Genomic DNA, 11,784 nt, shown 5'->3' on the forward strand with positions numbered 1-11,784 from the left:
CCGGCCGCCTCGGCCAGCAGGGGATTTGGCAGGTCTTTGGGCAGGGATTCGGGCAGGGACTTTGGCAGCAGGGAGACGCTGTGATGTCAGGCCAGCCACCGCCGAGGGCGGGCTCCGGAGGATCCGATGAGGCCAGGGAAGCCCCAGCCGAGGGTGCGGATTCCGCGCTGCTGCGCGGCGCCCCCCGCCGGCGCGATCCCTTCGCCCATGGCGACCTGCCGCAGCGCCCCATCTTCCTGCCGGAGGAGGCGGAGGCCAGGGGCAGCCGCAGCGAGGCCTGGGCGATCCTGAAGGGCACGATCGTTGCCTTCGCGGTGATTCTTTTTCTCGGCTGGCTGCTCACTTCCCGCTGATCGATGCGTTGTCGTGCCGTCGTGCTTGATGCCCGAAGGAGCGACCCATGCAACCCCCACACAGCCCCGCCGAGACCCCTGGCGCGACGGCGCCGCAGCCCAGCCGCGGCAGCCCCTTCACCCCGCCCCAGGCGCTGCCATCTTCCCGCCCCATCGCCAAGCCGGAGGAGGGCGCGCGGCGCCACGAAGGTCTCGCCGCCTTCGGCTCCGGCCTGCTGGTGCTGCTGGTGGCGGCGCTGGTCGCCTGGCTGCTCTATCTGGCGCTGAGCTGAGGATCGCGCTGTCCTGTCCCCCGCATGGCGAGGGAGGGCGGGATGGCGCGGCCTGTGATGCTGGTGACCGGCGCGGGCCGCGGCATCGGCGCGGCAGTGGCGCGGCTGGCGGCGCGGCAGGGGCATGACCTGCTGCTGACCTGGCGCGGCGACCAGGCGGCGGCGGAAGCCAGCGCGGCGGCCTGCCGGGCAGCCGGCGCGGCGGTGGAACTGGTGCAGGCGGATGCCGGCGACCCCGAGGCCACCGCCCGCGCATTCGCCCGGCTGGATTCGCGCTTCGGCCGGCTGGATGCGCTGGTCGCCAATGCCGGCATCACCGGCCCGGCCTCCGACTTCCTCGGCTCGACCGATGCGACCTGGGCGGAGGTCTTCCGGGTGAATGTGCTGGGCCTGGCCAGCGCCTGCCGGCAGGCGGCGGCGCGCATGGCGACCAGCCGGGGCGGGGCCGGCGGCGGCATCGTCGCCGTCTCCTCCCGCGCCGCGCAGATCGGCTCCGCCTTCGAATTCGTGCACTACGCCGCGAGCAAGGGGGCGGTGGATTCCCTGGTGCTGGGGCTGGCCCGCGAATTGGCGGGCGAGGGGATCCGGGTGAATGCCGTGGCCCCCGGAATGATCGACACGGACATCCATGCCAGCGCCGGGATCCCCGAGCGCATCGGCCGCATCGTGCCGCATATCCCGCTGCGCCGGATGGGAACGCCGGAAGAGGTGGCGGAGGCGATCCTCTTCCTGCTCTCGCCGGCCAGCGCCTATGTCACCGGGGCGGTGCTGCCGGTGGGCGGTGGGCGTTAAGGCTTTCGTGACCGCACAAGCACCTAGGCGCCGCAGCTGAATCCTTCGTCGCGTTTGCAACCGCAGGCGCGCTTCGGTATTCCAGCGCGATGCAGATCGAACGCCGGCCGCTCCTCGCCGCAGCCCTCGCCCTGGTCGCAGCCCCGGTCGCGGCACCCGTCGCGGCCCAGACGGTCCGCCCGGCGAATATGCCCGCGGCCATGCCGCCCGCCGTCGCCCCGACCCCGCTTCCACCGCCGCCGACCGATGCGCTGCTGAAGCTGGTGGACCGGCTGCTGCGGCTGGAGGAGGATGGGCTCGATCCGCGCCACTACGGCATCCCGGACAGCAGCCTCGCGGCCAGCGACCCGGCGGCCTATCGCACGGCCCTGCATGCGGCCTCCGCCGCCGCGCTCTCGGACCTGCTGGTGGGGCGGGTGCGGGACCTGCCGGGGCGGCCGGACCTGCGGCGGGACATCTCGGGCGTGAACATCGAGGCCTGGATGGCCGAGCTGGCCGCGACGCCGGACCCGGCGGCGCTGCTGGACCGCGCCGCGCTGCGGCCGCCGGGTGCAGCGGCGCTGAAGGCGGAGCTCGCGCGCCAGCGCCAGATCGCCGCCCAGCCCTGGTCGCCCATCCCGGGCGAAGCGACCATCGACCCGGGCATGGTGGATGCCCAGCGCGTGCCGCTGCTGCGCGCCCGGCTGGCGGTGGAAGACCCCATCCTGGCCGCGGCGCCGGATGCCGGCGCGGTCTATGACCGGGTGCTGGAGGAGGCGGTGCGCCGCTGGCAGGCGGCCAATGGGCTGGAGGTGGATGGCCGCGTCGGCCGCATCAGCATCGGCCTGCTGAACCGTCCGCTGACCGCCCGCGTCGACCAGATCCGCGTCGCGCTCGACATGCGCCGCGGCGCCGCCCCGCCCTCGGCCGAACGCCGGGTCGAGGTGAATGTGCCCGACTACCGCCTGCAGGTGATGGAGGGCGACCGCGAGCTGCTGGGCATGGCCGTCATCGTCGGCCGGCCGGACCGCGCCACGCCGATGATGGCCGTGCGCCTGACCGCCATCCAGTTCAACCCGCCCTGGGGCGTGCCGGAGCGCAATGCGCGGGAGGATCTGCTGCCGCGCTTCCGCCGCGACCCGCAGGCCATGATGGAGCGCGGCTTCCGCGTCTTCAGCCTGGTGGGCGGGGAGCGGATGGAGATCGACCCGCGCACCATCGACTGGTCCAGCATCAACCCCCAGCGCTTCCCCTATTTCGTGCGCCAGGATGCGGGCGACAGCAGTGCGCTCGGCCGGCTGAAATTCATCATGCCGAACAGCGAGGACATCTTCCTGCACGACACGCCCGACCGGCACCTGTTCCGCCGACCGGACCGCGCCTTCTCCTCCGGCTGCATCCGCCTGGCGGAGCCGAATGCGCTGATGGCGCTGCTGCTGACGGGCACCCCCGGCTGGGACCTGCCGCGGGCGGAACGCGCCCTGGCCAGCCGGGCCACCAGCGTGGTCTCGCTGGCGCGCAGCCTGCCGGTGCGGCTGCACTACAATACGGTGATGGTGGAGGCCGGCGGGCGGGTGCGGATCCGGCCCGACATCTATCGGCTGGACGCCGCCTATGCCCGCGCCATGGCCAATGCCTCCCGGCCGCTGGTGGCAGGTGTGGCGCGCCCGGCGTTGGCCAATCAGACGGCCTCCCGCTGATGGCGCGGCTGTTCGGCCATGGTGGCCTGTGGTCCGGCGCCTGCCCCTGCTGCGGGCCGGAGGGGCTGGTGCCGGTCGAGGCCGTGCCGCGGCGTGGCCTGCTGGCGGCGGTACTGGCCGGCGGCGTGGCGGCGCCCGCGGTGGTGCAGGCGCAGGGGTCCACCCGCAGCCTGCGGGTGCGGCGCCAGGTGACCAATGACAGCTTCTCCGGCGTCTACTTCCGCGATGGCCGCTATGACCGGGAGGCGCTGCGCCAGCTCGACATCGTCTTCCGCGACCTGTCGCGGGCCGAGACCACGCCGATGGATCCGCGCCTGTTCGACGTGATGTCGACCGTGGCCCGGCAGATGGATGCGGCCGACGAGACCTTCGAAGTGGTCAGCGGCTATCGCACGCCCGAGACCAATGCCGGCAATGCCAGCCGCAGCCGCCGCGTCTCCCGCGTTTCGCTGCATATGTCCGGCATGGCGGCGGATTGCCGGCTGCCGGGGCGCAGCGCCGTGCAGATGGCGCGGCTCGCCTCCGAGATGCGGCTGGGCGGTGTCGGCCTCTATAGCCGCGACGGCTTCGTCCACCTGGATTGCGGCCCGGTTCGCCGCTGGTAGCGGTCCGGCGGGTGGCCGCTCAGGCGGCCATGGCGACGGGGGCGGCGGCGCGGCGAAAGCCTTCTGCGATATGCTCCGCCAGGGCATCCACCGCCGGTACGCCCAGCGCGGCCTCATGCCGCAGCAGCAGGATGCCCATATCCGGCAGCGGCGGCAGCCCCTCCGCCTCCCCCAGCCAGGCCAGGCCCTGCGGCAGGGTGGTGGGCGTGCTGACGGTGATGGCGAGGCCGGCCAGCGCCACGGTGAAGCAGCCGGTCTGCGTCGCGGAATTATAGGTGACCCGATAGCTGCGGCCGGCGCCGCGCAGGGCGGCGAGCGCGGCCTCCCGCCAGGCGCAGGCGAATTCGGGGCGGGCGGGGTGCATGTTCGGGCGTGACAGGGCGAGCGGCAGCGGGTCCCGCCGGTGCAGGCCGAGCGAGGCGCTGCCCACCCAGCGCAGCGGCCCGCGCCAGATCCGCTGCGCTGCGACGCCGGGCGGCTCCTGCCCCTCGCTGACCAGGGTCAGGTCGAGCTGGCCCTGGCGGAACTGCTCCACCAGCACGTCCGAATTCAGGCAGGTGACATCCAGCTCCACCGCCGGATGCGCCTCGGCGAAGCGGGCCAGGATGTCGGGCAGCCAGTTCAGCGCGTAGTCGTCCGGCGTGCCGAGGCGCACCGAGCCGACCATGGGCGGGGCGCGGAAATTGCTCACGATCTCATCGTTCAGTGCCAGCAGGTCGCGCGCGCGGTCGAGCAGCCAGGCGCCCTGCGGCGTGGTCTGCACGCCCTTCGGGGTGCGCACCAGCAGCGGCTGGCCAAGCAGTTGCTCCAGCCGGCGGATCTGCATCGAGACGGCGGACTGGGTGCGGCCGACGCGGTCCGCCGCCCGGGTGAAGGAACGTCCCTCCGCGATCAGCACGAAGGCGCGCAGCAGGTCCGGGTCAAGGCCGGGGGGCAGGGGCGTCATGGCGGCAGCATCAAGGAAGATGATGCGCCTCGTCAATATAAGTCGTTTTACTGATGCTGCTCACAGGGGGAAGCTGCCGTCGGATCGATCAGCAGAAGGATTTTCCCCATGTCCGGCTTCTTGCTCTCGCCTGGTGGTGGCGTGCGGCGGAAGGGTCAGCCTGCGCTGCGCCATGCCGCGGCCCGCCCGGCGTCCGGCTGGCTGGACTGGCTGGCGCTCATGCTGCGCTATGTCACGACGCGGCAGCAGCTGGCGGAAATGGATGACCGGATGCTGCGCGACATCGGCCTGAGCCGCGGGCAGGCGCTGCGGGAGGCCGGCCGCGCACCCTGGGATATCGGGCCGGGCGCGCAGTAGCGCCGGCCTGCCCGCCGCCCGGCACGGGACGGCGGGCAGGGCCTGGCTCAGTCGAGGCTTTCGGCCACTTCCAGCATCTGCTGGGGCCGGCGGTTGAAGGCCTCCATCAGCTGGTCTGCCTGGCTGATGGGGCGCACCTCCACCGCGGCGAGGCCGGAATCGCGCATGCCGAGCTCCTCCGCGATGCGGGGCGAGAGGTCGATGATGCGGCCACGGATGAAGGGGCCGCGATCCTCGATCACCACGGTTCGGGTCTCGCCGTTCCGCAGATTGGTCACTTCGACGACGGTGCCGAAGGGCAGGGTGCGGTGCGCGGCGGAGTTGGAATTGGGATCGAAACGATCCCCGTTGGCCATAGGGCGGCCGGTGAAACGCTGCGGGTGGTAATAGGACGCAATTCCACGCTGGGTTGCAAAATCGTTGGCATGGCTCGGCACGGGGGCGGCGGCGGGCAGGGCCAGGCAGGCCAGCAGCGCGAGACGCCCCTTGGGCAGGGTTGGCAACAATCGGTCCTCCTTCACGCCACCCGCCTTGTGCGGAGCGGCCTCGGGGGCACCCGGTTCGCATCATCGACCCGGGCGAGGCCCGGAAATGGCTGACCAGTGGCGTCCGCGACCGGCGCTTTGCGCCGGAATTCGCGGGTGCAGGTGCCCTTGGCAACGAGGCGGCGCGCCGGGGGGGTGCGTCGCGGTGGTGACGCCGCGCATCGGGGGGCGGCGATGTGTAAGGGCCGCAGGCGGCCTGTCCCCGTCAAGCATTTAGGTTCCGCGTCTCAGTTCCGCGGCGCGATCCGCTCGGATTCGAGCAACGCGGCGTCAATGGATAGGATGAAAACCTCACGGCTATCACGAAATTGTGATAATCCGAGCAGGTCCACCCCGGTCAGCGCCGCCAGGGCTGGCGCCGCGCCCGCCCGCAGAAGGGCCGTGACGAGGCCCCGCAGGCGGCCTTCGGCATCCAGGACCGGCCCGCCCGAATAGCCCATGAGCGCGCCGATTCGCGCGGTGAAGCCCGGACCGCGGCCTGGCAGCACCGTCTCCGCCCCCTCCACCACCCCCTGCGCCAGCGCCGGCCCCGCCGCCGGGGCGCCGATCGCCCAGACCGCCTGGCCGCGGCCGGGCGGCCCGGCCTGGTATGCGACCGGCTGGAAGATGCCGGGCGCGACGCCAAGCACGGCGAGGTCGAGTGCGACGCTGCGCGCGAGCACCGCCGCCTCCACCGTCACCGCGCCATCGCCCCGCAGGGCCTGCACCTGCATGGTGCCGGCCGGCAGGACATGCGCATTGGTCAGCAGCCGGTCCGGCGCCACGGCGACGGCGGAGCCGAGCGGCACCCCATGCGCGGAGAGGGCGGCGAAGCCGCTGCGGGCGGCGAAGGCGGCCGGGCCGCCCGCGGCTTCCTCGGCCGGCAGCCGCGCGCAGGCGCCCAGCAGCAGGGTGAGGGCGAGGGCCGCCAGCGGAAGGGAAAGGGAGGGGAGTCGCATGGGAACGTCCTGGACCGCATGGGCGGGCGGACCCTGCGGCCGGTCGCCTTGCCGCTTCCTGAAGGCGCGGAGCCGGAGGCGCACCGTGGCGGTTTTATTTGCGAATGACTCGCAATTGCGGTAACCCTGGGCCCGTCAGGCAGGAGCGATTCCATGGCGACAACCGGCCTTCCCAAATGGCCCTGGACCGGCGCGGAGGCAGATGCCCTGCCGCCCGCGGAGCGTCTGCTGATCGACTGTGCCCGCGCCTGGGCCCAGGCGGCGCGCCAGGGACAGCCCGCACTTCTGGCCCTGCGCCGGCTGCTGGCGACCGAGGATGCGATGGCGGCGGCGGAGCCGCTGGATGCCCTGCTGCGGGCGCTTTCGCAGCATCCGCTGATGGTCGGCTGCCCGCTCTGCCCCCGCCTGGTGGGGGAGGAGCCGGCCCTGCTGCTGACGGTGGCCTGCGCCCAGCGCGGTCCGCGGCGGGAGGCGCTGGCCTGCCTGATGCGCCGCCTGCCGCCGCACCAGGCCTATGCCGCCACCGGCGCGGCCATCGCGCTGGGCTGTGCCTTCCGGCGCGTCGGCCTGCGGCTGGGCGACCCCTGGGGCGGCTGACCCGGCCGTTACACTCCGTGCGATTGCGGACGCTTCCGAAGCGGCCGCCCGCCATGGCAGAAGGCGGCGCGCCGGATCCTCCCCCCGGCGAGGAGTGAGCATGGATCGCCGAGTCTGGCTGCTGACGGGCGCGCAATTCGCCGCCGCCACCGGCGCCTATGCCTTCACCGGCCTGATCGCCCGCATGGCGGAGGATCTGGGCATCAGCCTGGCCACCGCAGGCCAGCTCGCCGCCATCTATGCCCTGACCTTCGCCATCGCCGGCGCGCCGATCGCCGCCGCCACCGCGCGGGTGGAGCGGCGCCTGCTGCTGACGGTGGGCCTCGGCCTGATCGCGGTGCTGAACCTGGCCACCGCCGCGGTGCCGGACTTCGCCACCGCGCTCGGGCTGCGGGTGGCCACGGCCTTGGCGGCGGCGCTGGTGCTGCCGGCAGTCGCGGCCTCCATGCTGGTGCCGCCGGCGCAGCGCGGGCGCGCCATCGCCATGGTGATGGCGGGGCTGACGCTGGCCTTTTCCCTGGGCATTCCACTCGGCACCGCGATCGGTGGCGCGGTAGGCTGGCGGGGCACCTTCGTCTTTGCCGGGCTGCTGGCGGGGATTGCCGCCATCGCCGTGCGGATCGGCCTGCCGCACCTGCCGAGCACCGATCGCGGCGGGGCGGGCTCGCTCGGCATCGCCTTGCGGCCGGAGATCCTGCTGGTGCTGGGCACGGTGGGGCTCGCCTTCGGCGGGCTGTTCTGCATCGCCGCCTATCTCGGCCCCATCGTCACCCGCACCACAGGCATCGAGGGCTCGGGCATCGGCGCGGTGCAGGTCTTCGTGGGCCTCGGCAGCCTGCTGGGGATCGGCTTCGGCGGCCGGATGGCCGATGGCGGCGGGCCGCGCGTGCCGGTGGCGCTGCTGCTGGTGCTGGCGGCGGCGCTGCTCGGCTATTCCCTGCTGCTCGCCCTGCCGCCGGCCTTCTGGCATGTGGCGCCGCTGAGCCTGGTGGTGCTGGCCGGCTCCGCCGCGCTCTTCGCGCTGGCGCCGCTGGTGCAGGCCCGGCTGATGGGCCTCGCGCCGCAGGACCGGTCGGTGGCCTTGGCGCTGAATGGCGCCGTGATCTATGCGGGGCAGGGCACGGGCGCGGCCTATGGCGGCGCGGTCATCGCCGGGGCGGGCCTGGCCTGGACCGGCGTGGCCGGCGCGATGCTGGCCTTGGCCGGCGCGGCCCTGGCGCTGCGGGCCTTTCGCGCCCCGGGAGCATAGGGGCAACCTCTCGGCGGCATCGCGTTTCCTCGCTTGATCGGGCCGTCCCGGCATGCGGCAATGGCTCCGGGAAACGGAGAGAATCAGAATGCAACGCCGCTCGCTGCTGGCTGCCCCCTTGGCCGCGACGCTGGCCGCACCAGGCCTGGTGCGGGCCCAGGGCGCCTGGCCGGACCGCCCGGTGCGGATCATCGTGCCCTATCCGCCTGGCGGGTCGAACGACACGGTGGCGCGCATCCTGCAGCCGAAGCTGACCGAACTGCTCGGCCGGCCGGTGGTGGTGGAGAACCGGGCCGGGGCCTCGGGCTCGGTCGGCTCCTCGGAGACCGCGCGCGCGGCGCCCGATGGCCATACCTGGCTGCTGGCCAATGACACGCTGGCGACCAATGAGACGCTGATGCAGCTGCCCTACCGGGTGATGCAGGGCTTCTCCTTCTGCACCCTGGTCGGCACCTGCCCCTATGCGCTGGTCACCCACCCCTCCACGCCGTTCCAGAATTTCGCCCAGATGGTGGAGGCCGCGAAGGCGCGGCCGCAGACGCTGAACTACGCCACCACCGGGGTGGGCAGCGGGGCGCATATCGCCACGGTGCTGCTGCAGCAGCGCGGCGATTTCAGGCTGGAGCACGTGCCCTATCGCGGCGGCGGCCCCGCCCTGCAGGATGCGCTGGCCGGCCATGTGCCGCTGTTCATGTCGAATATCGTGATCATCCTGCCGCATATCCGCGCCGGCGCGCTGCGCCCGCTGGGCCTGACCCAGAAGACCGACAGCCGCTACCTGCCCGGCGTGGTGCCCTTCACCCGCCAGGGTTTCCCGGACTTCGAGGCACTGACCTACTGGGTGCTGGTGGGCCCGGCCGGAATCCCCGACCCGATCCTGGCCCGCATGCAGCAGGCGGTGAAGCAGGTGCTGGCGGAGGCCAATGTGCAGGCGCGGATGGCGGAGCAGGGGGCGGATATCGTGGGCTCCACCCCCGCCGAGACCGAGGCCTTCGTCCGCGCCGAGATCGAGAAATGGGGCGCCGTGATCCGCGACAACAATATCCGCGCGGAGAGCTGATGCCCCACCCCGGCCGGCGCATCCTCGGGCTGGCGGCGGCGGGGCTGCTCGGCGCGCCCGCCCTGGCGCGTGCCCAGGCCGGCGGCGCGCTGCGGATCATCGTGCCCTTCCCGGCGGGCGGGTCGAACGACATCCTGGCCCGCATCCTGCAGCCGCATCTGGCCGCGGAGCTCGGCCGGCCGGTGGTGGTGGAGAACCGGGCCGGCGGGCTGGGCTCGGCCGGGGCGATCGAGACGCTGCGCGCGCCGCCCGATGGCCGCAGCTGGCTGCTGTCCTTCGATACCGAGGCGACCAATGCCACGGTGCTGGACCTGCCCTATCGCCTGCTGGAGGATTTCATCCCGGCCGGGCGGGTCGCCACCGGGCCGCTGGTGATCGCGGCCCATGCGGCGCAGCCCTGGCGCAACATGGCGGATCTGGCCGCGGCGGCGAAGGCCGGGCCGATCGACTTCGCCACCAATGGAACCGGCGCCATCCCGCACCTGGCGATGCTGGAGGCCGAGGCGGCGCTGGGGTTCCGGCTGCGCCACGCGCCCTATCGCGGCGGCTTCCAGGCGGCGGAGGATGTGATCGCGGGCTTCGTGCCGCTGATCGGATCCAACCTTCCGGTGCTGGGCCCCGCGCTGCGGGCCGGCACGCTGCGGGCGCTGGCGGTGACCACGGCGGGGGAAAGCCCGCTGCTGCCCGGGGTGCGTCCGCTGGCGGAGCAGGGCGTGCCGGGCTTCGAGGCCGGCACTTGGTGGGTGCTGCTCGGCCCTGCCCGGGCGCCGGCGGCCGCCCATGCCAATATGGCGCAGGCGCTGGCCGCGGCGCTGGCCGAGCCCGAGGTGCGGGCGCAGGTGCTGGCGCAGGGGGCGGAGGTGGCTCCCCTCGGCCCGGCCGCGACCCGCGGGTTCCTGGCGGCCGAGGTGGCGCGCTGGGGGGAGATGATCCGCCGCCACGGGCTGCGGGGCTAGGTCGCATGGGGTTGGCGAGCGGGCGCTGCCACCCTTAGGGTGCTCAGGATCAATCCAAGGGAGGAATCTGCACATGATGCAGCGTCGCAAACTGATGGCCCTGACCGGTCTTGGCCTGGGCGCCAGCCTGGCCGCCCCCTCCGTCCTGCGGGCGCAGGGCAATTGGCCGGACCGGCCGATCCGGCTGATCGTGCCCTGGGCGCCGGGCGGTTCCACCGACACGGTGGCGCGCCTGTTCCAGCCACGGCTGGCCGCCGTGCTGGGCCAGCCGGTGATCATCGAGAACCGGGGCGGCGCCTCGGGCTCGATCGGCGCTTCCGAAATGGCGCGGACGCCGGCGGATGGCAGCGCCTGGATGCTGGCCTATGACAACGAGGCGCCGAACCAGACCCTGCTGCGGCTGAACTACCAGACGCTGGAGGCCTTCGTGCCGGTCAGCCTGGTGGCCACCGGCCCGCTGGTGATGACCGCGCATAGCTCCACCCCCTTCCGCAATTTCCAGGACGTGGTGGCGGCGGCGAAGCGGAACCCGGACGCGCTGAACTACGCCAGCTCCGGCGTCGGCGGCCTGGCGCATATCTCGACCACGCTGCTGCAGCAGCAGAGCAACTTCCGCCTGACCCATGTGCCCTATCGGGGCGGCGGGCCGGCCGTGACGGCGGCGGTGGCGAATGAGGTGCCGCTGTTCATGACCAATGTGGTCATCGTCTCCCAGCATATCCGGGCCGGCACGCTGCGGCCGCTGGGCGTGACCACGCGGGGCGAGACGCGGCACGTGCCGGGCACCCAGAGCTTCGCCCAGCAGGGCTTCGGCGACTTCGAGGCGCCGACCTGGTGGGCCTTCTTCGGCCGGGCCGGCACGCCGCAGCCGATCGTCGACCGGATGCATGCCGCGCTGAAGCAGGTGCTGAACGAGCCGGAGGTGAAGTCCCGCATCGAGGAGCAGGGCTGCGATATCGTCGCCTCGACCCCGGCGGAGTGCCGCACCTTCGTGGCGGCGGAGATCGAGCGCTGGGGGAAGGTCATCCGCGACAACAACATCCGCATGGACAGCTGAAACTTTTTCGAAGGAAAAATGCGGTTGGATGAGGGGGGCGGCCTGCGAAGGCAGCCCCCTTTTGCCGCCGAGGCCAGGGTTTGCCTGGGTTTCGGGGCGGGCGAGGGGGGTTCCGGGGGCCATTTGACAGGGTGCCCTCCCGCCACTAGAAAGCGCCCACCGACGACGAGGCGGCCACTTGAAAGACGCGGAACACTCCGCTAAACTCAACGGCCCGCTAAGGCGGAGGTAAAACGGGATAAAGAAGCTGGCGCCCCACGGGGTGCCGGCCGATCGGTCCCACCGCTCATTGAGACTTTAAATCTGTTGAGGGAAGAGTATTGGTTGCTCTTTGGCTCTTGTGCTGGGTGCGGCTCACGGTTGTGGGTTGTGTTTGGT

At 72.7% G+C, this 11,784-nt stretch carries 14 protein-coding genes; 11 read left to right on the forward strand and 3 right to left on the reverse strand.

Annotated features, from left to right (window positions below):
* The first annotated feature begins 83 nt into the window (after window positions 1-83).
* From ACTIF1_RS24290 to ACTIF1_RS24310, 5 genes are all read left to right on the forward strand, one after another.
* Complete coding sequence (locus tag ACTIF1_RS24290; protein WP_439599039.1) at window positions 84-353, forward strand: hypothetical protein; 270 nt, start codon at window positions 84-86, stop codon at window positions 351-353.
* A gap of 47 nt (window positions 354-400) precedes the next feature.
* A complete protein-coding gene (locus tag ACTIF1_RS24295) occupies window positions 401-625 on the forward strand; it encodes a hypothetical protein (RefSeq protein WP_439599040.1) in 225 nt (74 codons plus the stop codon).
* A gap of 42 nt (window positions 626-667) precedes the next feature.
* Window positions 668-1,417 (forward strand): SDR family NAD(P)-dependent oxidoreductase, encoded by a 750-nt coding sequence (locus ACTIF1_RS24300; RefSeq protein WP_439599041.1) that lies wholly within the window; start codon window positions 668-670, stop codon window positions 1,415-1,417.
* A gap of 89 nt (window positions 1,418-1,506) precedes the next feature.
* Complete coding sequence (locus tag ACTIF1_RS24305; protein WP_439599042.1) at window positions 1,507-3,096, forward strand: L,D-transpeptidase family protein; 1,590 nt, start codon at window positions 1,507-1,509, stop codon at window positions 3,094-3,096.
* Window positions 3,096-3,701, forward strand: coding sequence for a DUF882 domain-containing protein (locus tag ACTIF1_RS24310; RefSeq protein WP_439599043.1), 606 nt, complete (start codon window positions 3,096-3,098; stop codon window positions 3,699-3,701). Before ACTIF1_RS24305 ends, ACTIF1_RS24310 begins: the two co-directional genes overlap by 1 nt.
* A gap of 19 nt (window positions 3,702-3,720) precedes the next feature.
* Here ACTIF1_RS24310 and ACTIF1_RS24315 read toward each other — a convergent pair whose 3' ends face one another.
* On the reverse strand, window positions 3,721-4,647 hold the full coding sequence (locus ACTIF1_RS24315; protein WP_439599044.1) for a LysR family transcriptional regulator: 927 nt from the start codon (window positions 4,645-4,647) through the stop codon (window positions 3,721-3,723).
* Between the two features lie 108 nt (window positions 4,648-4,755).
* On the opposite strand from ACTIF1_RS24315, the gene ACTIF1_RS24320 reads away from it, so the two are divergent.
* Window positions 4,756-5,004 (forward strand): DUF1127 domain-containing protein, encoded by a 249-nt coding sequence (locus ACTIF1_RS24320; RefSeq protein WP_439599045.1) that lies wholly within the window; start codon window positions 4,756-4,758, stop codon window positions 5,002-5,004.
* Window positions 5,005-5,051: 47 nt separating this feature from the next.
* On the opposite strand, the gene ACTIF1_RS24325 is transcribed toward ACTIF1_RS24320, so the two are convergent.
* On the reverse strand, window positions 5,052-5,507 hold the full coding sequence (locus tag ACTIF1_RS24325) for a septal ring lytic transglycosylase RlpA family protein (RefSeq protein WP_439599046.1): 456 nt from the start codon (window positions 5,505-5,507) through the stop codon (window positions 5,052-5,054).
* Between the two features lie 269 nt (window positions 5,508-5,776).
* Entirely contained in the window at window positions 5,777-6,487 is a 711-nt protein-coding gene (locus tag ACTIF1_RS24330; protein WP_439599047.1) for a S1 family peptidase, read from the reverse strand.
* A 153-nt stretch (window positions 6,488-6,640) separates the two neighbouring features.
* On the opposite strand from ACTIF1_RS24330, the gene ACTIF1_RS24335 reads away from it, so the two are divergent.
* The 5 genes from ACTIF1_RS24335 (at window position 6,641) to ACTIF1_RS24355 (ending at window position 11,406) form a co-directional block, all read left to right on the forward strand.
* On the forward strand, window positions 6,641-7,084 hold the full coding sequence (locus tag ACTIF1_RS24335) for a hypothetical protein (protein WP_439599048.1): 444 nt from the start codon (window positions 6,641-6,643) through the stop codon (window positions 7,082-7,084).
* Window positions 7,085-7,184: 100 nt separating this feature from the next.
* Window positions 7,185-8,333, forward strand: coding sequence for an MFS transporter (locus ACTIF1_RS24340; RefSeq protein WP_439599049.1), 1,149 nt, complete (start codon window positions 7,185-7,187; stop codon window positions 8,331-8,333).
* Between the two features lie 88 nt (window positions 8,334-8,421).
* Window positions 8,422-9,393: a tripartite tricarboxylate transporter substrate binding protein gene (locus tag ACTIF1_RS24345; protein ID WP_439599050.1), complete on the forward strand. Its 972-nt coding sequence runs from the start codon at window positions 8,422-8,424 to the stop codon at window positions 9,391-9,393.
* Entirely contained in the window at window positions 9,393-10,349 is a 957-nt protein-coding gene (locus ACTIF1_RS24350; protein ID WP_439599051.1) for a tripartite tricarboxylate transporter substrate-binding protein, read from the forward strand. The genes ACTIF1_RS24345 and ACTIF1_RS24350 overlap by 1 nt, the downstream gene beginning before the upstream one ends.
* 73 nt (window positions 10,350-10,422) lie before the next feature.
* On the forward strand, window positions 10,423-11,406 hold the full coding sequence (locus tag ACTIF1_RS24355; protein WP_439599052.1) for a Bug family tripartite tricarboxylate transporter substrate binding protein: 984 nt from the start codon (window positions 10,423-10,425) through the stop codon (window positions 11,404-11,406).
* The last annotated feature ends 378 nt before the right edge of the window (window positions 11,407-11,784 follow it).

This window comes from Falsiroseomonas sp., assembly GCF_051860665.1.
Taxonomy (GTDB): domain Bacteria; phylum Pseudomonadota; class Alphaproteobacteria; order Acetobacterales; family Acetobacteraceae; genus Falsiroseomonas.